This window comes from Dietzia sp. B44, assembly GCF_014145245.1.
Taxonomy (GTDB): Bacteria; Actinomycetota; Actinomycetes; order Mycobacteriales; family Mycobacteriaceae; genus Dietzia; species Dietzia natronolimnaea.
This window is the reverse complement of record NZ_JAALEF010000080.1, coordinates 1-21,223: the sequence shown is the minus strand read 5'-3', so window position 1 is coordinate 21,223 and position 21,223 is coordinate 1. Positions and strand designations below refer to the sequence as shown.

The window sequence follows — 21,223 nt, the reverse complement described above, 5'->3', positions numbered from 1 at the left end:
GGGTGTGCACGACGGCGCCGTCGTGCGTCGGGTGGGCGTGCGCAACGGGGAGGACGGTGGGATGGCCCGGCCGGTCGGTGTGTACGAGAACACGGTCGGCGCGGTGGTGAGGGCAGTGTTGCGGTCCTGGGACACGGGATTCCTCCTGGTCGTCGAGGAGAACGATCGACGGCAGGTCGCCACGGGCGGCGCCGACGAGTCCTGCTGGCGATGTGGTGCGGAGGCGACGACGGCTCACCCGGGGCGGTGGCGCGGACCTCGTGGTGTGTGCGCCGTGTGGAGATGGGGTGGCCGGAGCTGAGCACTCCTGCGGAATCGAACGCTGTCGGCGGAGGTGCCCCCCAATTGTTCGACCAGAGACGCGCTGGTGGGCGCGCGATGGAACGACAATCGCATGTCGCCCAGCGGAGCACAAGTCGTCGCGCCGGTGTTCACGCGGCGCGGCCGGGACCTACGCTGTCCTGGTGAGTACACCTACCGGCGGCGCGGACATCCCGGACGATTCCGTCCTCGACTCCCTGCGTGGGGCCGTCGACCCGCTCGAAGCCCGACACGAATCCGATCCGGCACGACCGACGGACTTTCGGACCCAGGTCACCCGCTTCTTCCTCACGGGCGTACTCTCCGCGGTCGTCGACTACGGCCTGCTGCAGCTGTTCATGCTGTTCGGGCTGGGGTACGGCCCGGCCAAGGCGCTGTCCTTCGTGGCCGGGACCCTCACTGCGTACTCGCTCAACCGTCGGTGGACCTTCCAGGCCGAGCCCTCCCGCGCCCGCTTCATCGCCACGATGGGCCTGTACGCGCTGATGTTCGGCGTGCAGTGGGGCCTGTTCATGCTGCTGGTGCCGTGGTTCCACGACCTGGGCTGGAGCACGTTCTGGGCCACGACGGTCGGCTACGTCATCGCACAGGGCGTGGCCACGGTCACCAACTTCATCGTCCAGCGGACCGTGATCTTCCGGGTCCGCTGACCGCCTCCCGAGATGCTGCCCGGCCGGGGGATAGCCTGGACGGCGCGACCGGGATCCAGCCGCCCGGGCGTGAGACGACCTCCGCACCGACTCCCAGGAGCACCCGCCACATGGACGCCACCACCGTGACAGCCGCAGGTGCCGACGCCGGTTCCGCCCTCGACGAGCGCGACCTGCTGGTGCAACGCACCCTGTTCTCGGGCCCGCGCAGGTGGGTCAACGACGACCTGTACTCGCGGATCGTTCGCGGGGTCGTGCGGCGCACGCGAGCCGAGTTGCACCTGGACGCCGGGGCCGTCGTCGACACCAACACCTACTTCGGCCGGTTCGAGGCCTCCTACTGGCAGCGCTGGACCTCGGTCACCAGTCTCACCGTGCGGGTCGCGGTGGAGTCCGAGGGCCGCCTCGACGTGCTGGTCCGCGCCTCCGACATCGGGGCCCACGTCCGCACCGTGGACGTGTTCCACCACCAGGGGGACGGCATGGCGGTGTTGCACGTGCCGGTGGACACGTTCGTCGACGGTGGCGCGATGTGGCTGGAGTTCCAGGCCGTGGACGCGGCGGCGACCGTGTCCGAGGTGACGTGGAGTGCGACGACGACGAGCCCGGCCCGCCGCGCAGCGGTGGCCATCTGCACCTTCAACAGGGCGGACGACTGCGCCGCCACCGTCGACTCGCTGGCCTCGGACCCGTTGGTGGCCGAGCTGATCGACGATCTCTACGTGACGGATCAGGGCACCGACCTTGTCGAGACGCGTGAGGCCTTCCGGCGCGCTGCCGGGGAGTTCGGCGAGCGGCTGCACTACCTGCGCCAACCCAATCTCGGCGGCGCCGGCGGGTTCAGTCGCGGGATGTTCGAGGCCACCGCGCCCGGTTCCGCGGGGCCGGTGGACGTGCTGCTCATGGACGACGACGTGAGGGTCGAGCCCGAGACGGTGCTGCGGCTGTTCGCCTTTGCGGCCGTCACGCGCGAGCCGATGCTGGTCGGCGCGCAGATGCTGTACCTGTTCAACCCGGACTACCTGCTGGTCTCAGCCGAGCGCACGCAGCTCGATCAGCTCAAGGGCGGGCTGGACGCGGACGAGTTCGCCCTGCGCGACGAGTCCGTGGTGGAGAACCGGCAGGAGCGGCGGGTCGACGCCGAGTACAACGCGTGGTGGTCCTGTCTGGTGCCGGGGGAGGCGGTGGAGAGGGTCGGGTTGCCCCTGCCGTACTTCTTCCAGTGGGACGACATCGAGTACGGGTTGCGGTGCCGACAGGCCGGGATGCCCACCTGCACCCTTCAGGGGGCGGCCGTGTGGCACGCCGACTTCTACTGGAAGGACGGCGACGACTTCGGTCAGTTCTTCTCGATGCGCAACTCGCTGACCACCGCCGCCATCCGCCAGGGGATCGATCCGCGCGCGATGGCCACGAACCTGGGCCGGAGTGTCCTGCGGGCGCTCGTGGCGATGCAGTACGGTCTCGCCGCCACCCGCATGCGCGGCATAGAGGCGTTCCTCGACGGCCCCGACGGTGCCCACGGTGTCGGTGATGGCGGGCAGGCCGCCCTGGCCGGGATCCGCGCCGAACGCGCGGGATACCCGGAGACGGCCAAGCTCGCCGTCGACGCCCTTCCCGCGGGGATCAGGGTGGAGCGCAAGGTGGGGATCCCCCGCGAGGACCGCGAGGACCAGGTGCTGGGAAAACGGCTGCTCGTCCAGAAGCTCGGACGGCAGCGTCGTGGGGTCGTGGCCGTCCCCTACGAGGACGCGGCCTGGTGGCACGTCTCGCTCTTCGACGAGGTGTACGTGACCGACGCCTCGCAGACCGGGGTGCACCACCGCAAGGTCGACCCGCAGCGGGTCACGGAGCTGCAGAAGCGCCTGGTCGCCCTGCTCGCGCGGTTCATCCGCGAGGCCCCCGCGGCGCAGGAGCGGTGGCGCGACGCGCAGACCCGCCTCACGACGCGGGAGAACTGGGCGCGGCTGTACGGGGTGTAGCGCGGCACCGCCGTGCCCGAGACGATCTCCTCGGCGAGGTCGCGGATCTTGACGTTCCGATGACTGGGATCCCTTCGCCTCGGGCGGCCGGATGGGCGTGCAGCGAGCTACACGAGGATCGAGAGCGCATCGTCAATCGCCCTTCGCAAGTGATATCCGTTCTCGGCCACGACACGAATGCTCATTCCGGGGCAACTTCTGAGAGGCGACACCGCGCCGTAACTCGTCCGCGCGCCGTGCTTGTTCAGCCACCACTTCCAGTCGAGTCCGGTGACGTGGTCCCCTACCGCGAGTATGAACGCGGACGCACCGAAGTGGTGCTCCCCGACGCAGTGGAATCCCATCCGCTCCACCGCGGCGACCTCGCCGTCGAACTCCAGTGTCGTTTCCGAGAGGTAGGACACCGATCCCGCATCAGGATGACGCACGACCGCGTCGACGAGGAGGACGCAGGAGGAGGTATCCACGGATACGCGGCTCACCTGTGAGAAGGACGAGCCCGGCAACAACAGTCGAGGTTCGGACACGAAGTCCAACCGAGAGCCCCCCATCACCTTCAGGCTCAGGTCTTCCGCCGCCCCCTCATGGGACCCGACCTTCTGGACGGGCATGGCGCCCTGTCCCACAAGCCTGACCCGGCCGCCGTCGCGGACAACGACTCGTTGGCGAAGCCGCTCACCCGTGATGAGTCCGCTGGTGGCCGACTGGACGATGAGGGATGCCGTGTCGTCACTCAGGCCACGGACCTGGCCGTGCGTCAGGATGCCGATCTCGTAAGGCCAGCGGAAGTATCTCCGGGACAGGAAGGTGCGGCCGCCTCGGCGGGCTATCTCGAGGTCGAGCGCATATGGTTGCGCGCTCAGAAGAGCACCTCATCAGAGATGAACCGCGCGAACTCGTCCACGCCCTCACCGGTGAAGCAGTTCGTGACGAGGACCGGTCGCCCCTCCCGCACGTCGCGGGCCTCGGTGACCATCAGTTCGAGGTCCACCCCGACATGCGGTGCCAGGTCGGCCTTGTTGATGACGAGGACGTCCGCGCGGAGCACGCCGGGTCCGCGCTTCCGGGGGATATCGCCTCCTCCGGAGACGTCGATCACGAACACCCAGAAGTCGACGAGATCATCGGAGAACGTCGAGGCCAGATTGTCGCCGCCGCTCTCGATCAGAATCACGTCGGTACCGGGGAAAGCCTGATCGAGCTGCTCGGCGGCCTCCATGTTCATGGTCGGGTCCTCGCGGATCACCGTGTGCGGGCACGCTCCGGCCTCGACGGCGAGGACCCGGTCCGCGTCGATGATCCCCGACCTCCGCAGCCGCACGGCGTCTTCCGATGTCACCAGATCGTTGGTGATGACGGAGACGGATTTACCGAGATTCTCCAACCGCGGTATCAGCTTCTCCACCATCGCGGTCTTGCCGGACCCCACCGGGCCGCCGATGCCGATGCGAGCCGCGGGACCCGGGGGCTCCGTCCGGCCTTCCGGTCTGACTCCGGTCCGGGTAGCAGTCAGAGTCGAGGAATCAGCCACCGGATCAGTCATCTCAGCATGTACTTCCTGGTCAGTGGGCGCACGTCGAATGAGTGCACCTCAAGCTTTTCCCCGTTCACGGAGACGTCGAAGGTGCGCGGGTCGACGCGTACGTCGGGTAGCGCGTCGTTGTGGACCATGTCGCTCTTGCGCAGATGGCGCGTCGACGTGATGGGGAGGACTGCTTTGGTGAGCCCGAACGGCTCGAGCGATCCGGCCCGGGCGACGATGTCGGAGACGAAGACTGCGCTGACGTGCTTTTTCGCCGAGCCCCGGCCGCCCCACATCAGACGTTGGACCTGAGGTTCGGTCATCATGAGACTGCCCGCCGCGTCGCCCATCTTGGCCCAGACGATCATTCCCGCCTTGAGTACCTGCACCGGCTTCACGCCGAACGACTCGAACGGCCACAGCACCAGGTCGGCCATACGACCCGGCTGCACCGAGCCCACGTGCTTGTCGATTCCCACCGCGATCGCCGGGTTGAGGGTGGTCTTGGCGACATAGCGCTTGATCCGCTCGTTGTCCGCGCGCCCGGTCGTCTCCTCGGGCAGACGGCCGCGGTGATCTCTCATGACGCTTGCCAGTTGCCACGAGTTCGTCACGTTCTCCGCGAGGCGGCCCATCCCCTGGGTGTCCGAGCCGAAGATCGAGATCGCGCCGATGTCGTGCAGCAGGTCCTCGGCGGACATGGTCTGCGGCCGGATTCGGCCTTCGGCAAACGCGACGTCCGCTTCAGATCGTGGATCCATCTGGTGCCCGATGAGCGTCATCGGCACGCCCTCCTCGAGCGCCGACCACGCGAACGGGTTGGTCGGGTTGGTCGACCCCGGGATGACGTTGGGGTACGACACCACGCTCAGGATGTCCGGGGAGTGCCCGCCGCCCGCGCCCTCCACGTGATACATGTGGATCGTCCGGTCGCCGATCGCGGCCATCGTGTCCTCGGCGAACCCGAACTCGTTGATCGAGTCGGTGTGCAGGTGCACTGCGAAATCGTGCCGGTCTGCCGCGATCAGTGAACCGTTGATGGTCTCAGGCGACGCCCCGAAATCCTCGTGGACCTTCACCGCGATCGCCCCGGCCTTCACGGCGTGGGCGACCGCCGAGGGGTCGGAGCCTCCGCGGGCGAGCAGACCGAAGTTCACCGGTGAACTCTCGGTGCCCTGCAGGTAGCGTCCCATGACGTGCGCGGTGCCTGAGCCGACGTCGAATACCGGTCCGGGAGAGCTGCCGATCAGCGTCGTCGTCCCTCCCGCCAACGCGTGCTCCGATTGTTCGGCAGAGAACATGTGTCCGTGGGATTCGATCGCCCCGGCGGTGACGATGCAGCCCTGCGCCGAGATCGACGTGGTGTTCTGGCCGCACACGAGGTTCGGATCGATTCCCGGCATTGTCGCGGGATTGCCTGCGTTGCCGATTCCGACGATCCGCCCGTCCCGGATACCGATATCCGCTTTGACGATGCCCTGGACCGCGTCGATGATCAGCGCGTTCTGGATCACGACATCGAGTGCACCCTCGTCCGTGGTGACGGTCGCGGACAGGGCCTCTCCATCGCGCATGTTCTTCCCTGCGCCGACGGTGAGTTCGTATCCGTGGTGGGTGTAGTCTTTCTCGATCTCCGCGAGCAGCGACGTGTCGCCGAGTCGCACCAGATCGCCGGTGGTCGGGCCGTAGAGCTGTGCGCGGGCCGCCGGGGTCAGTGAGGTACCGCCCGTCGTCATGACTCCTCCTGGATGTAGCCGCGCTGGCGGGCCCTCTCAAACGCCCGCGCGCGGGTGTCGGGGTCGTCCAGGGGGCCGTTGACGAGTCCTGCCTGACCGTGGACGACGCGCTCGCCGACGAACGGTGTCAGGGTGACGATCTTGGGGATTCCCGGTTCGAAACGCGTACCGCCACCGGCGTTGATGGCGAGCTTGTGGCCGTAGGCCGCTGCCCGATCGAAAGCCAGGGCCTTGTTGACCTCGAAGAAGTGGGTCATGCTGCGGACCTGGATGTCGCGGTCTCCGGTGTTGACGACCTCGAGGTCGATGAGCCCCGATGGATCGAACACCGTCTCCGCCTCGGTGAGGGCGATGACCTCGCCCGGCACGGGACCGTCTGCCGTCTCCGCGATCGGGGAGTAGATGGTCAGCAGCTTGCTGCCGGCGAGGGTCGGCAGCTCGAGCATGATGTACGAGATCATGCTCGGCACCCCCGGCTCCACCTGCGCCGACGTGAGCAGTTGCCCGGCTCGTTCCCGGACCTCCGAAAACGGTAGGTCGGTCCGCGCCATGAGCATCGCCTCGTCGGTGAGGTACGCGACGGCCTCGGGGTGACTCAACGGGATCCCCTCGCGGAGGTTGCGTCGCGCAAACTCGGCGGCAGTGAACACGGTGAGCCTCTCGGACTCGGTGGGCGTCAGGTTCATGGAGTAGTCCTCGGTGTAGTCACGACGCGAAAAGTCGTAGATCGGAGTGTCGATGGCGCTCGGCGGCGATGTCGTGCTTCGGGGTCCATGCCGTCGGACGGGCCCCGTCGGGGACCGGGAGCCCGAGGAGCTCGTCGAGCCGCCCCGACGCCCGGGTCATGAGTTCCTGGATGCTCCGGTGTCCGGCGGCCCCGAGCCGCACCGCGCTGCTCGAGTACGACGAGACGACCTGCCATCCGGAGAGGGCCTCGGCATCCCTCAGCCCAAGGCCCCGCGCCTGTGCCACGACGGCCTGCGCCACGGGCAGGTGGGCACCCGCGGGGATGGCGACCCGGACGTGCGAAGACAGCGGGTCGCCGAGCCGTGCCCATACCCCCAACAGGGCCCGCCCCGCCCGTCGCGAGGCCTTCCGCGCGGCCTCGCCGATGAGGTGCACGTCCACTTCCGTGTCCAGCGCGAGCAGCTCATCCAGCTCATTCCACCCGTAGGCCTGATTGAGAAACACCCGGTCGAAGGAGTTCCACCGGTGCACGAGTGCCTCGTCGAGCAGGACGGCGAGCTCGGCAGGGGAGGTGACCCACCCGTCTGCCACGAGCGTCTCCAGACCGGAGGAGAACGAGCCGGCGCCCGCGGCGAACGCCGGATCAGCGTGGAGCAGAAGCGCCGTACGCGAGGACGCCGTCATCGTATGGTTCCCGCCCCGTGTGCCGTCGCGTCGTGAGAGTGGGGCTCGTGGGCGGCGACGGCCGCCCCGGTCGTCCCCGCCTCGGACTCGACCACCTCGATCACCCCGCTGTGGAGGAGATGTTCGATCCGCACGAGATAGTCGTCTCTCGGTCCGTCGAGCAGGACCGTCATGTACTGCCCGGCCATGCGGACCTTCCAGTGAAGGTGCCCGGCGTGCCACCCCAACTGGATGCCGCCTTCGGCGTCGAGTGCCCGCAGATGTAGTTGCTCGGTCTCGCGTGCTTCGACCACCACCGCGCGGCGGTCGGTCAGCTCCAGAACCGAGCCGTCCCGGAGAGTCACGTCCCTCGGGAGTGCGATGCCGTACTCGATACCGTCCTGGTCCACGGCCTTGAATCGCTTACGGCCCAATTCGGACTGCGGCACAATCAGGCGGACTACCCGTCCAGAATACTCGTGGTGAGACAGCGCATTGTGGATATCCGCCTCGAGACGATGCCCGACGAGAGTGCGAAAGGTGTCCATGGCTCGACCCTAGGTGCAGTGCCGAAGACTATGAATACGTCATTTGACGCAATTTCTCTATCTGAGGCTCGAGAATGCTGGATGACCGAGTAGGTAGATCCCGTCCACCATCGCGATGCGCGTGACGGAGCTTCGATTCGGAACCCCTAGCTTCACGAGAATGTGCTCCACGTGTTTGGATATCGTTCGCGGGCTGGTGAACAGCCTCTCCCCGATCTCGGTATTGCCACACCCCTCGACGATTCCGGTGACGACCTCCGCCTGTCGCCGGGAGAGCCCGGCGGGCATCGGCCCTTCGCGCCAGGACACATAGAACCCGCCGGCACCTCGCCGGGCGCCCTCCACCCGGACATGGACCGGCGCGGGCGACTCGTCGGGCCATATCGCGAACCGCGAGACCTGCCCCCGTGTCGGCCATGTCCGGAGCAGGACGGACCGGATGAGTTCCGCGACCTCGTGGCTGTGCTCTGGTTCGAAGCTCGTCAGGTTGAGCCCTGGGTCGAGCAGGAGTGCGCCGTCCGCCTCGTTGCGGGTGCGTCGTTCACGGGTCCGGAAAAGAAACTCGCCCAGCGCCGGAGCGGCTGCCGACAACGCGGCCATCTCCGCTTCGCCGGGCGGCCGGGGCGCGTCGGTGTTCCCGGTCACCATCCCCACATAGCGCTCCTGGTGGAACAGTGGCAGGTAGACGCCTTCCCGGTACCCCAGCGGGAGAATGAACTCTTGGTAGAGGGCCGAATCCGCGCGGTTGATGTGGGCATCGGTGTCGGCCCAGCCCTTGGGTCGCCTGTCCCGGTGGAGCGCGGGCCAGCACAGATCGTCCAGGAACACTTGCCCGTTGAGCGCGTCCAGCAACTTCTGCGGGAACCGCTTGGTGTGTAGCGGCTGGTGTATCCCGCGCGCCGGATCCCACTCCGCGATCTCCAGCGACGGGTACTGCACGAATCTGTTGAGTTCAGAGAGGGCTTCGTGCGCTGCGGTGAGAGGCGGGACCACGTCCGCCTGAGTCGCGCGGACCGCTTTGAGTGTTGCCTCGAGAATCGTTGTCGCCTTCATCGTTCTCCCCAGAACTCTCGTACACGGATGCCGATCCGACCTCCAGTCGCGGTGGGCATCGATGCACGGAAGTATGACGACCCGTTGCTTCTCCCTGTGTCGACAGGGTGTTAACAGCTCGTAACGTTGGTTGCGAATTATTGAATTGTCCGCCGGAGAGCATTCCCCGGCCTATTTCGAGGGATATTAACGCGCGTGACAATGAGCTGAGTCACATTTTTACCTGGTATCTTCGCGGCGATGGCGCCGTCTGCTGGCAAATACGCACGATGACGTATTCACAGAACCTAGTGGCCCTTTCTACTGTTCTCCGCACAATGAATTCCGGGTAGGCGGCCAATTTTTTGGCGGCCGGTGGCTCAAGGAAAGGGCACGCATCTCATGCAGAAATCGGCTAAATGCCTTGGGTGGAAACGTCGGGCCACAGCGATCGCGGCTGGGCTCACGTTGTCCCTTGCCCTCACCGCGTGTGGCGGTGCCGGAGGCGGAGGCGGGAACGACCACACGCTCATCATCGGGATCGAGTCCGAGGCAGACGTCCTCGACCCGCAGGTCGCCGGCGGCTGGGTCACCTGGCGCATCAACTCCCAGATGTACGAGCCTCTCGTGATGCACGACCTGCAGACCCCGTCCGAGGAGGCGGCAGTCCCCGAACTGCGACCCGGGCTGGCGGAATCGTGGGAGATCTCCGACGACGGTCTGGAGTACACGTTCAACATCCGCCAGGGCGTCACGTTCCACGACGGCACCGAGCTCGACGCCGAGGCGGTCGAGTACAACATCCGGCGCATGTGGGATGAGTCGTCGCCGCAGTACAACGCCACCGCTGCCGGTCAGACGGTCTATGTGTGGCAGTTCGTCGACGAGGTCGAGACAGTCGACGACCAGACGGTTGTGGTCCGGATGACCCAGCCGTTCTCCCCGTTCCTCCGCATGCTCGCGCAGGGCGGCAACGGATCCACCGGAATCATCAGCCCCGCCGCGCTCGAGGAGCACGGCGAGGACATCGCCGAGAACCCGTCGGGCACCGGACCGTTCGTGTTCGAGGAGCGCATCCGCGGCGAACGGATCACGCTGTTGCGGAACGAGGACTATTGGGGCGAGGTGCCCGAGTTGGACGGCGTCATCTTCCGTCCGATCCCGGATCCCGCAGGCCGCTCGGCCGCGATCCGCAACGGTGAGGTCGACGTGATCGCAGTGCCCTCCCCGGACTCCGTTCAGCAGCTCGTCGACGAGGGTTACCAGTTGTCCGACGGCGCGCCGCCGCACGTCTGGTACCTCTCCTTCAACATGCGGGACGAGTACATGGAGCTGCCGGAGGTCCGGCAGGCAATCAACCTGGCCATCGACCGCGAGGGGATGGCCGACAACCTCCTCCAGGGCACGGCCGAACCCGCGTACGACATCCAGGCGCCGGCCAACGACGCGTACGTCGAGCGGACCGACGCATACGCCCGTGACCTAGAGCAAGCGCGTGAGCTCCTCGCGGAGGTCGGGCTGGAGGACGGCTTCACGACCAGCCTCGCGACCTCGGTCGACGGATCCGGTCAGATCGTCCCGGCGCCGATGGCCGAGTTCATCCAGCAGAACCTCGCCGAGATCAACATCGATGTCGAGATCCAGACCATGGAGTGGATCTCCTACCTGGGGCGCTGGGGTGAGGGTGCCGGCGATGTGGGAATGATGCAGATGTCCTGGGGCATGGATACCCCGTACTGGCTCTACATCGTCACCTCGCAGGCCATGATCGCCCCGAACGGACCGAACGTCGGCTACTACGACAACCCGGAGCTCGACGCCGTCATGGAACAGGCGATCACGGCCGCATCGGAAGAGGAGTCGGTCGAGTTCTGGCAGCGGGCCAACGAGATCGCCACTGAGGATGGGGCGCTCGCACCGATCGTCAACGACCGCGCTCCGTACATCCTGTCTCCGCAGGTCGAGGGCTGGGTCTCGGCGAGCCAGGAGTGGTACGACCTCACCGGCGTCAGCCTGAACTTCGAGGACTAGGCCATGCTGCTCGTCATAGGCAAGCGCCTCGGGTCGACCGTCTTCGTCCTCTTCGGAGTGGTGCTGATCGTCTTCCTCCTCCTGCAACTGGTGCCCGGTGATCCCGCTCGAACGATTCTGGGCGCGGGCGCGACGGAGGATGCCGTTGCGGCCGTCCGCCGGGAGCTCGGCCTCGACCAGCCGGTGGTCATGCAGTTCTTCACCTATCTGGGCGGGCTGCTGACAGGCGACTTCGGTCGCTCGCTGACCATCAACCAACCGGTTCTCGACATCATCCTGCCGAGGTTCCAGAACACGATGGTGCTGTCGTTCGCGGCGCTGGCTCTCTGCATCGTCATCGGCGTCCCGCTCGGGATCATTGCCGCTCGCAAGCAATACGGCATCTTCGACCGGGTCTCCATGTTTGTCTCGCTCGCCGGTGCGAGCGTCCCGGTCTACTGGTTCGGTCTCATGCTGATCGGAATCTTTGCCCTTCAGTTCGGGTGGTTCCCGACCTCCGGAATGTCGAGCGCGCGGAATATCGGCGGGGGAATGGGTGATCTTCTGATGCACCTCGTCCTCCCTGCGATCGCCGCGGCAACCGTTCCACTGGCCGTCATCGCCCGAATGACGCGCAGCGTGATGGTCGACACGATGGAGCAGGACTACATCCGCACCCTGCGGGCTTCGGGGATCTCGGAGCGCTCAATCCTCTGGCGGCACTGCTTCCGGAACTCGCTCCCCCCGATCGTCACCGTCATCGGGCTCCAGATCGGCTATCTCCTCGGCGGGGTGATCTTCGTCGAAGTGGTGTTCTCCTGGCCGGGACTCGGGTACCAGCTCTACACCTCGATCACGCAGAACGACATGCCGCTCGTGCAGGCCGGCGTCCTCTTCATCGCGCTCGTCTTTGTCGTCGTCAATCTGCTGACCGACACGGCAGTGGGCGTGCTCGATCCCCGCACCCGCAGAAAGGTCACAGCATGAGTTCGATCCTCGGCACATCCCCGGTTGCGGACACGGCAGGCGGCCACGAGCAGGGGAGCACGGCGGCAGACGAGGCCGCTCCTCGTCCCACGGAGCCCGCACAGCGTCCTTCCCGCCTACTGCTCGCGCTCCGCGCGTTCATGCGGGACAGGATGGCCGCGGTCGCTGCCATCATCCTGCTCCTCGCGATAGCCGTGGCGATTCTCGCTCCGGTACTCAGTCCCTACGATCCGACCATCGGGGACTCCTCAAGACGACTCGAGGGGATCGGAACGGAGGGCCACATCCTGGGACTCGACGGCCAGGGCCGCGACATCCTGTCCCGGCTGATCTGGGGCACCCGGTACTCACTGTCGGTCGCGGTGTTCCCGGTACTCATCGTCCTCCCTGTCGCCTTGCTCATCGGTTTGATCGCCGGGTACGCGAAGGGCCGGGTCGGCGAGACGCTCATGCGACTGCTCGACGTCCTGTTCGCCTTCCCGCTCGTCCTTCTGGCCATCGCGCTGGCGGCCGTGCTCGGCGCGGGGTTGGGCAACGTGATGATCGCCATCAGCATCAGCCTCATCCCCTACATGGCCCGGGTGGCGTACACCTCGACGGTTCAGGAATCGTCCCGGGAGTACATCGAGGCGGCCCGGGCGGGGGGCGCACGGACCCCGGAGATCCTCTTCAAGGAACTGCTCCCGAACGTCGTCTCGCCCCTGGTGGTCTACGCGACCACCCTGTGCGGCCTCATGGTGGTCCTCGCCGCCGGCCTGAGCTTCCTGGGCGTCGGAATCATCCCGCCGACCCCGGACTGGGGGATCATGACCGCCGACGGCGCCGGCGTCCTCCTGGAGGGATACGCGCACGTGGCCACCATCCCGGGGTGCGCCATCCTCGTGGTCGCCCTCTCGTTCAACCTGCTGGGTGACGGCGTCCGCGACGCGCTCGATCCCCGCAAGCAGACCACCTGATTTCCGCGCCTTCGAAGAAAGCGAGCGTGAGACCCAATGCTTGACATCAACAATCTCAGCGTCGATTTCCACACTGACGGCGGCGTCGTCCACGCGGTGAAGAACGTCAGTCTGTCCGTGGGGGAGGGGGAGATCCGCGGCCTCGTCGGAGAATCCGGTTCAGGCAAGTCAGTGACCTCGATGACGATCCTGGGGCTGCTCGGCACGCGACGGGCGAAGATCGCGTCCGGGGAGATCCTCCTCAACGGGACGAACCTCCTGGAGCTGTCCCAGAAGGAGCTAGTCAAGATCCGGGGCAGGGAGATCGGCCTGGTGTCGCAGAACGCGCTCAGTGCCCTGGACCCGTCGTTCACCGTCGGCGCCCAGATGGTCGAGGTAATCCGCCTCCACCAGAAGCTGTCGAAGGCCGATGCCTACAAGGAGGCGGTGCGGTCGCTCGAACTCGTGGCGATGCCGGATCCCGAGCAGAAGCTGCGCGCGTACCAGCACCAGCTCTCCGGTGGTCAGCGGCAACGCGTCGTCATCGCCATGGCGCTCGCCGCCCGCCCCAGACTCCTGCTGGCGGACGAGCCGACCACGGCCCTCGATGCGACCGTGCAGAAGCAGATCCTCGACCTGCTGCTCGAGATCAACAAGGAACTCGGCACCGCCATCCTCATGGTCACGCACGACTTCGGCGTGGTGTCGCACATGTGCGACACGGTCACCGTGATGCGGCAGGGCAGCATCGTCGAGCAGGGCACCGCCCACCAGGTCCTCAGCGCGCCGGAGCATCCCTACACCCGGTCACTCATCAGTTCCGTGCCGAAGCTCCACCTCGACGACTCGGCCCGGAACGTCCCGCGCGGCCAACGCCGACTCAACGTCTTCCAGGAGGCCTGACGATGTCTACCAGCGACACAAAATTCGTGGAAGTGATCAACCTGCGCAAGGTCTTCAACGTCTCGGGCGGCTTCGGCAAGAAGAGCCGGGAGGTCGTGGCCGTCGACGACATCTCGTTCTCCATCCGACGGGGAGAGACGTGGGGGTTGATCGGGGAATCCGGTTCGGGGAAGACCACCACCGGCCGGATGATCCTCGGCCTCGAGGAGGCCACCTCCGGGCACGTCGTGGTGGACGGGAGCGAGACGACCAACCTGACCGGCGAACGTATGCGACGGATCCGCCAGAAGGTCCAGGTCGTGTTCCAGGACTCCGGTTCTGCGTTCAACCCCCGCCTCCCGGTCGGCCAGCAGGTCGGCGCACCACTGCGCAGATTCGGACTCTGCGACGGCAAGGAGGCCACCCGGCGGGTGTTGGAACTCCTCGAGAAGGTCGGCCTGGACGATAGCCACTACGACCGGTACATCCACGAGTTCTCCGGAGGGCAGCGGCAGCGCCTCGGCATCGCGCGAGCACTCACCACTGATCCCGAGTTCCTCGTCCTCGACGAACCCACGGCGGCCCTCGACGTCTCGGTGCAGGCGCAGGTGTTGAACCTGCTCAAGGACCTGCAGGTCGAGCGGGGGCTCACGATGTTGCTCATTACCCATCACCTCGCCCTGGTAGAGCACATGTGCGACTCGGCCGGCGTGCTCCACAAGGGCAGGTTCGCCGAGGTGGGACCCGTCGACACGGTGCTGCGCCACCCGAAGAGCGAGGTCACGCAGAAGCTCCTCGAGGCCGTTCTCGAACCGAAGGCGGCGTGATGACCATCAGTCCCCAGCAGATCGCAGGCACGACCTACTCCGTCGACGCGGTCGTTGCCCGCTACACCGAGGTCGAGCCGACGATCTCCGCGTTCGTCGAGTTCTTCGAGACCGAGGCCCGGGCCGAGGCTGAAGCCGTGAGCGCGAAGGGGCTCACCGGCCCGCTCGCCGGGGTGCCCGTCGCGGTCAAGGATCTCTATGATGTCGCGGGCCACCCCACTCTCAGCGGCTCGAAAGTGGCCGACACCGAGCCCCTGGCGGCGGACTCCGCGGCCGTCAGGAAGCTCCGCGAGGCGGGGGCCGTCATCGTCGGAAAGACGGTGACCCACGAGTACGCCTTCGGCGCCATGTCACCTCCCACCCGCAATCCGTGGAACCTCGACCGCGTTCCCGCCGGGTCCAGTGGTGGCTCGGGCGCGGCTGTGGCGGCAGGCGTGGTCCCGATCGGGATGGGCACCGACACCGGCGGATCGATCCGGATGCCGGCGGCGGTGTGCGGTGTGGTCGGATTCAAACCCAGCTTCGGGCTCATCAGCCGCACCGGCATCACCCCCTGTAGCCCGACCCTCGACCACGCCGGCCCCCTCGCCGCGACCGTCTCGCTCGCCGCGGCAGTCGTCGACTCTCTTGCCGGATTCGACCCGACCGATCCCGGGAGCAGGCGATTCCCGGCGCCCGACGCGGCGGCCTCGCTGGACCGGGGCGTCGATGGTCTGACCCTCGGGCTCCCCGAGAACTTCTTCTTCGACACGGCGGATCCAGACATCGCCGAGGCCGTCCACGCGGCAGCACGGGAACTCGAGGCGGCGGGTGCGCGGCTCGTTCCCCTCACGTTCCCCACCCCGGAGGAGTGCGGTGACGCCGTGGTGACGATCGCGGCAGCCGAGGCGGCGCTCTATCACCGCGATCGGTTCGCAGCGCGTCGAGTGGACTTCGAATCAGACGTCGCTGCGGCTCTCGACGCAGGCCTCGCGCTGAGTGCTGTCGATCTCCTCGAGGCTCTCGATTTCCAGGCGGCACTCAAGAAGGCGTGCGACGCGATGTTCGCGGAGGTGGACGCCGTGATCACCCCCACCGTTGGGACCGAGCCGCCGCCGCTCGGTGCATCATCGATGGTGCTCGGCGGGCGGGAGATGTCGACCCTGTCCGGCCTCAACGCCTTCACCGTCCAGGCCAATCTCCTCGGGGCACCGGGTCTCGCCGTGCCCGCCGGGCTCAACGCCAACGGCATGCCGGTGAGCATGCACATCATGACCGCACCAGGCCACGACGCGCTCGCGCTCGCCATCGGTCGTGCCTACGAACGGCGAACCGACTGGGGTCGGCTCGCCCCGCCGCTCGCGGCGCACTAAGCCCCGCGAGCGGGCTGACACCCACTCCCGTCCCCTCACCGGGCCCGTCTACCAGGCCCGTCACACAGCCCCCGGTGGTCCGGGCGACGCCGGGTTCCCCGGTCTGTTCCATCACCCACGTTCGATAGGAGAAAGCCCATGTCAAAAACTCCCAAGGTGTTCACCGAAGCGGCGATCAGAGCGCTGTTCGACTACGCCGACAGCAAGGTGACCGACGAGCGCCTCGCCGCCAAACTCGCCGACTACACGCCGCTGCTGGAGATCGCCAACAGTGAGCCCTTTCAGCCCTTGGGCGAGACCCCTCCGGCCACCGCCTTCAACGCAGATTGGAACTGAGAGCCATGGAACCGTACGAACTCACCTTCACCGAGGCCTCGGACAAGATCGCCTCGAGAGAGCTCTCACCGGTCGAGCTCACGGAGTCGTCGCTCAAGCGGATACGCGAGGTCGAGCCCGACATCCACGCCTATGCGACCATCACCGAGGACCTGGCGCTCGAGCAGGCGCGGGTGGCCGAGAAGGAGATCGCCGCCGGAAAGTACAAGGGACCACTGCACGGGATCCCCCTCGGCGTGAAGGACCTGTACGACACCCGAGGGATCCTCACCACCTCCAGTTCGGACGTCCGCGCCGACTACATCCCCGATGCTGACAGTGCGAGCGTGCAGAAGCTCACCGCAGCCGGAATGGTGATCGTCGGCAAGACCCACACCCACGAGTTCGCGTTCGGCGCGACCACCCCCACCACCCGGAACCCGTGGGACATCTCCACAGTCCCCGGCGGATCCAGCGGGGGCTCCGGGGCCTCGATCGCCTCCGGAGGCGTCACCGTCGCGCTCGGCTCCGACACCGGCGGTTCGATCCGCATCCCGGCCTCGGTCTGCGGCACGGTCGGCATCAAGCCGACCTACGGCCGCGCCCCTCGTGTGGGGGTCGCGTCGCTGTCCTGGTCCCTCGACCACGTCGGACCGCTCACCCGCAACGTCCGGGAGGCCGCGCTCGTCATGGCGGCGATGTCGGGCTACGACCGACGCGATCCCGCGAGCGTCAACAGGCCGGTTCCCGACTGGACCCCCGATCTCGGCGGATCGGTCGAGGGCACTCGCATCGGCATCCCGACGAACTTCTACAACGAGCGGGTGCAGACCGAGATCTGGGAGGCGTCGATGGCCGCCGCACACGTGTTGGAGGGCCTCGGTGCGGAGTTGGTCGAAGTCGAGATCCCGCTCGCGGACAAGGTGCTGTCCACCGCGTGGACCATCATGCTCGCCGAGGCGGGCGCCTACCATCAGGAGGCACTGCGCGAGACCCCGGACCTGTTCACCGACGAGGTCCGGACCCTCCTCGAGGTCGGCGAGGGAGTGTTGGCCACGAGCTACATCAACGCACTGCGCACGCGGACTCTCATGCAACAGGGCTGGCGCGAGATGTACGCCGACATCGACGTCCTGCTGGCACCCACCCTCCCCGGGCCCGCGGTGAGCGCGGACGATCCGGTCTTCGAATGGGCCCCGGACGACATCGAGGGAGCGACGACGGCGTACAGCCGGGTGTGCGCGCCGGGCAACCTCACCGGACTCCCGGCCCTCTCGATGCCCGTCGGATACTCGGCGGACGGTGGTCTGCCGCTCGGTGCGCAGGTGATCGGAAAGCCGTTCTGTGAGGGTGACGTGCTTCGCGTGGCGTCGGTCTACGAGACCGCGACCGACCACATCGGCACCCTGGCACCGCTGAAGAGGGCGCCATGAGCACCGGCGGAGAGCTGGCGCTCCTCGAGCTCACCGAGGTCGCGGAGCTCATCCGCGGTCGGCAGGTCAGCTCCGTGGAGGTGACCCAGGGAATCCTCGAGCGCATCGAAGCCCATGACGGCAGGCTCCAGAGCTACGCGATCGTCAGCGGCGACGCCGCCCTGGAGGCCGCGCGTGCGGCCGACGCCGAGATCGCGGCGGGGAACTACCGCGGTCCATTGCACGGGGTCCCGGTCGCGGTCAAGGACCTCTGTTACACAGCGGGAACTCCCACCGCCGCCGGTGGAACCATCCACACCGATTTCGTTCCCCGGTGGGACGCCACCGTGGTGCGCAGGCTGAAGGAGGCCGGCGCCGTCATCACCGGGAAGTTACGGATGACCGAGGGCGCATACGCAGAGCATCATCCGGCTCTCCCGACCCCGGTCAACCCATGGGACGCCGACACGTGGACGGGATCGAGTTCGAGTGGTTCGGGGGTCGCCACCGCGGCCGGCCTCTGTTACGCCTCGCTCGGTTCGGATACCGGCGGGTCCATACGGCTGCCCTCCGCGCAGAACGGAGTGACGGGCATCAAGCCGACCTGGGGGCGGGTGAGCCGGTACGGCGTCTTCGAGCTGGCCGAGAGCCTGGACCACATCGGTCCGATGACGCGCAGTGCGCGGGACGCGGGCGTCGTGCTGTCGGCGATCGCCGGCGAGGATCCCCACGATCCGACCACGGTGTCGGCGCCGGTGCCGGACTACTCCGGAGACCTGCGGTTGGACCGGGCGCCAAGCGTCGGAATCGACTGGGACCTGACGGCGACGTTCGACGAGCCGACCCAGGCGATGTTGGCCGGTGTCGTGGGAGTGGTGGAGTCTCTCGGTTGGCGTGTGTACAGCATCGAGCTTCCGGACCTCGCCGCCATCAGCGCGGACTGGGAGACCTTGTGCGCGGTCGAGACCGCGGCCGCTCACGCCGCCACGTATCCGGCACGGTCGAGCGAGTACGGCCCGGCGCTGGCGCATCTCATCGAGACCGGACGTGGGCTCAGCGCGGTCGACTACCAGACGCTCCTGTCGCGGCGGCGCGCGTTCACCGGGCGACTGAAGCGGACATTCCAGGACATCGACCTGGTGCTGTTGCCCGGTGCGGGTTTCGCGTCGCCGACGATCGAGACGATGGCCGAGCTCGGTACCTCCCCCGAACTCCTGGCGGGTCTGTTGGTACCGACTGCCCCTATGGACGTCAGCGGTACCCCGACCATCACGCTGCCCGGTGGCTTCACCGACAGGGGCACACCGATCGGCTTCCAGCTGTGCGGCGGGGACCTCTCGGAGCATCTCCTCGTCCGGGCGGCGCACGCGTTCCAGTCGGTGACCGACTTCCACAAGAAGAAGCCCGCAGTGGGCAAGGCCGCAGTGGCGGCGTGAGCACCGCCCTTACGGGCACGAGACGAATCGGACGATGTCCACACAGCCACAGAGGCGAATAACGCCTCTACGCCTCTTCGCCCTCGCCGTCTTCTGCGGAATCTCCGCCAGTATCGTCTACATTCCACAGGCGCTGCTGACGGACATCTCGACGAATTTCGGTGTGTCGCATCACACCTCGGGACTGATCGCGGCGAGCGCCCTGCTCGGCTACGCCGTCGGGATCCTCGTCCTCATCCCGTTCGGAACCCGCGTCCGCTCATCGACACAGGTGACTGTTCAGGCGATCGTGCTCACCGTGGCGCTGCTACTGGCGGCACTCTCCCACAGCGTCATCGCGGCCACCGCAGCGTTCTTCGCCGTCGGGGTGGTGGGGAATCTGGCGCAGGTCATCATCCCGGCGGCCAACCGGATGTGTGCCCCCGGGCAGAGAGGTGCGACCAATTCCGTTCTCGTGGGCTCCCTCCTCGTCGGCTTGTTCGGCGGGAGGGCGCTCGCGAGTGCGTCCACGGACTGGGTCGGTTGGCGAGGGACCATCGTCGCGTGTGCCCTCCTGGTCGTCCTGGCGCTCCCCGCGGCATTGTGGGCACTCCGCCGGGCAGTCCCGCCCGTCGGCAGCGCACTGTCGCACGTGTCGTTGATGTCCGCAGCACTGAAGAGTGCTCGCGGCAACCCGGTCCTGCTCAGGGCCGCCTTCACCCAGTCCCTCGGTCTCGGGGCGTTCAACTCGGTGTGGGCGGTGATGGTCCTGCACCTCACCGCACCGCCGTTGTCATGGTCGGTCACCCAGGCCGGGATGTTTGGGCTGGTGGGCCTCGTCGCGGGGCTGGTGACACCGATGTCCGGCCGATTGATCGACAGATACGGAGCACGCCGGATGACCGGTGTGTTCCTGGTAATCCTCTCGCTGTCCTCGGGAGCGATCTTCCTGACCCACGACATCCCGGTGCTCTTCGGGCTGGCTCTGTTCTTCTCGACGTGGGCGAATCAGTCTGCATTGTCCGGAAACCAGGTGCAGGCTCTGTCCACATCTCCCGAGCACTCTGCCCAGCTCAACACCGCTTTCAGTTTCATCGTCTTCTTCATCGGTGGATTCGGGGGTCTGGTCGGCCCGCTCGCGTTTGCGATGGGAGGCCTCTCGGCGGTGGCCACCGTGGTCACGGTGCTGTCGTTGCTCGCGCTCCTGGTGTGGCGCTTCGTGCCGGTCACACGTTCTTGACACCGGTAAGACTCGCGGGTCCCGTGGCGACAGAACCGGCCGTCATCCACAGCTTCAGTCTGTCCACAGGGACCTCCCCGGCCGCACGTCCGCGGTCCGGATCCGACTGCCACGTGCTGCACTGTGTCCGGCATGGACACTCCCACTCCGGTCCGCGGGCCGAGCACCGACGTTCAGGCCTGCATCGAGAGCGCCCCCGCCGTTCACGGTCACTTCCCGAAGAGCCCCTGCGGGCTGCCGCCGGGCCCGTTGACCACTGCCGAACTCGCCGCAGCCGTCCCTGATCCACGAGACCGTGGCCGCTACGTACGGATCTGGCACGGGCTCTACCGCCGGGACGACCAGGTCGACGACCTCCGTTTGCGCAGCCTGGCGCTGGCGCGGACCTGGCCCGAGGGGGTCTTGCGCGGGCGCAGCGCCGCACTGTTGTGGGGTGACGACTCCGTCCCGGCAGATGCGATGCCCGAGATCTGGCTGCCGGCCACCCGTCGGTCCCGCGCGGGACGGGTCTACCGCTACGGTGCGATGCCACCGGCCGCCGTCACCGAGCTGGGCGGTCTTCGGGTCACCACCCCGCTGCGCACCTGCCGGGACCTGGCCGGCGATCTGGACCTCGAGGACGCGGTGGTGGCGGTGGAGAGGGTGTGTGCGGCGAACCCGGGACTGGCGGGGGTACTCGCGGCCGCGGCAGGGCACCCGTCCGGCCG

The 21,223-nt window shown here is 67.3% G+C and carries 20 protein-coding genes and 1 pseudogene; 14 read left to right on the top strand and 7 right to left on the bottom strand.

Going from position 1 to position 21,223, the window contains the following annotated elements:
• From G6017_RS03455 to G6017_RS03445, 3 genes are all read left to right on the top strand, one after another.
• Positions 1 to 301: hypothetical protein (locus G6017_RS03455; RefSeq protein WP_182615975.1), on the top strand; the 301-nt coding region annotated here is incomplete at its 5' end.
• A 163-nt stretch (positions 302 to 464) separates the two neighbouring features.
• Positions 465 to 971, top strand: a complete 507-nt coding sequence (locus tag G6017_RS03450; protein WP_179524244.1) for a GtrA family protein — start codon at positions 465 to 467, stop codon at positions 969 to 971.
• A 110-nt stretch (positions 972 to 1,081) separates the two neighbouring features.
• Complete coding sequence (locus G6017_RS03445; RefSeq protein WP_179524245.1) at positions 1,082 to 2,953, top strand: glycosyltransferase; 1,872 nt, start codon at positions 1,082 to 1,084, stop codon at positions 2,951 to 2,953.
• 107 nt (positions 2,954 to 3,060) lie between these two features.
• On the opposite strand, the gene G6017_RS03440 is transcribed toward G6017_RS03445, so the two are convergent.
• The 7 genes from G6017_RS03440 to G6017_RS03410 all read right to left on the bottom strand — a co-directional run bounded on the left by G6017_RS03440 (position 3,061) and on the right by G6017_RS03410 (position 9,162).
• Entirely contained in the window at positions 3,061 to 3,783 is a 723-nt protein-coding gene (locus G6017_RS03440; protein WP_507102918.1) for an urease accessory protein UreD, read from the bottom strand.
• A 29-nt stretch (positions 3,784 to 3,812) separates the two neighbouring features.
• On the bottom strand, positions 3,813 to 4,361 hold the full coding sequence (locus G6017_RS03435; RefSeq protein ID WP_241731012.1) for a GTP-binding protein: 549 nt from the start codon (positions 4,359 to 4,361) through the stop codon (positions 3,813 to 3,815).
• Between the two features lie 131 nt (positions 4,362 to 4,492).
• Complete coding sequence (locus tag G6017_RS03430; protein ID WP_182615973.1) at positions 4,493 to 6,211, bottom strand: urease subunit alpha; 1,719 nt, start codon at positions 6,209 to 6,211, stop codon at positions 4,493 to 4,495.
• The gene (locus G6017_RS03425) at positions 6,208 to 6,897 is read right to left on the bottom strand and encodes an urease subunit beta (protein WP_182615970.1); all 690 of its coding nucleotides are present in this window, start codon (positions 6,895 to 6,897) and stop codon (positions 6,208 to 6,210) included. Before G6017_RS03425 ends, G6017_RS03430 begins: the two co-directional genes overlap by 4 nt.
• 19 nt (positions 6,898 to 6,916) lie before the next feature.
• Entirely contained in the window at positions 6,917 to 7,582 is a 666-nt protein-coding gene (locus G6017_RS03420) for an urease accessory protein UreF (RefSeq protein WP_179524249.1), read from the bottom strand.
• Positions 7,579 to 8,109, bottom strand: a complete 531-nt coding sequence (locus G6017_RS03415; protein WP_182638589.1) for an urease accessory protein UreE — start codon at positions 8,107 to 8,109, stop codon at positions 7,579 to 7,581. Before G6017_RS03415 ends, G6017_RS03420 begins: the two co-directional genes overlap by 4 nt.
• Positions 8,110 to 8,166: 57 nt before the next feature.
• Entirely contained in the window at positions 8,167 to 9,162 is a 996-nt protein-coding gene (locus G6017_RS03410; protein ID WP_182615968.1) for a helix-turn-helix transcriptional regulator, read from the bottom strand.
• A 447-nt stretch (positions 9,163 to 9,609) separates the two neighbouring features.
• Here G6017_RS03410 and G6017_RS03405 point away from each other — a divergent pair, with 447 nt between their 5' ends.
• The 11 genes and pseudogenes from G6017_RS03405 to G6017_RS03355 all read left to right on the top strand — a co-directional run.
• A complete protein-coding gene (locus tag G6017_RS03405; protein ID WP_241731010.1) occupies positions 9,610 to 11,172 on the top strand; it encodes an ABC transporter substrate-binding protein in 1,563 nt (520 codons plus the stop codon).
• Between the two features lie 3 nt (positions 11,173 to 11,175).
• Positions 11,176 to 12,138, top strand: coding sequence for an ABC transporter permease (locus G6017_RS03400; RefSeq protein ID WP_182615964.1), 963 nt, complete (start codon positions 11,176 to 11,178; stop codon positions 12,136 to 12,138).
• Positions 12,135 to 13,094 carry an ABC transporter permease gene (locus tag G6017_RS03395; RefSeq protein ID WP_179524254.1) on the top strand — a complete coding sequence of 320 codons (960 nt, stop codon included), beginning with the start codon at positions 12,135 to 12,137 and terminating at the stop codon, positions 13,092 to 13,094. Before G6017_RS03400 ends, G6017_RS03395 begins: the two co-directional genes overlap by 4 nt.
• Before the next feature lie 36 nt (positions 13,095 to 13,130).
• Complete coding sequence (locus G6017_RS03390; RefSeq protein WP_179524255.1) at positions 13,131 to 13,976, top strand: ABC transporter ATP-binding protein; 846 nt, start codon at positions 13,131 to 13,133, stop codon at positions 13,974 to 13,976.
• A gap of 2 nt (positions 13,977 to 13,978) precedes the next feature.
• On the top strand, positions 13,979 to 14,782 hold the full coding sequence (locus G6017_RS03385; RefSeq protein ID WP_182615962.1) for an ATP-binding cassette domain-containing protein: 804 nt from the start codon (positions 13,979 to 13,981) through the stop codon (positions 14,780 to 14,782).
• Positions 14,782 to 16,134, top strand: coding sequence for an amidase (locus G6017_RS03380; RefSeq protein ID WP_182615960.1), 1,353 nt, complete (start codon positions 14,782 to 14,784; stop codon positions 16,132 to 16,134). The genes G6017_RS03385 and G6017_RS03380 overlap by 1 nt, the downstream gene beginning before the upstream one ends.
• Positions 16,135 to 16,272: 138 nt before the next feature.
• Complete coding sequence (locus tag G6017_RS03375) at positions 16,273 to 16,470, top strand: hypothetical protein (RefSeq protein WP_182615958.1); 198 nt, start codon at positions 16,273 to 16,275, stop codon at positions 16,468 to 16,470.
• A gap of 5 nt (positions 16,471 to 16,475) precedes the next feature.
• Entirely contained in the window at positions 16,476 to 17,882 is a 1,407-nt protein-coding gene (locus tag G6017_RS03370) for an amidase (protein WP_182615956.1), read from the top strand.
• A complete protein-coding gene (locus tag G6017_RS03365; RefSeq protein WP_182615955.1) occupies positions 17,879 to 19,297 on the top strand; it encodes an amidase in 1,419 nt (472 codons plus the stop codon). Before G6017_RS03370 ends, G6017_RS03365 begins: the two co-directional genes overlap by 4 nt.
• Positions 19,298 to 19,331: 34 nt before the next feature.
• Positions 19,332 to 20,516, top strand: a complete 1,185-nt coding sequence (locus tag G6017_RS03360; protein WP_182615953.1) for an MFS transporter — start codon at positions 19,332 to 19,334, stop codon at positions 20,514 to 20,516.
• A 132-nt stretch (positions 20,517 to 20,648) separates the two neighbouring features.
• Positions 20,649 to 21,223 (top strand): annotated as a pseudogene (locus G6017_RS03355) (hypothetical protein); the annotation flags it as partial.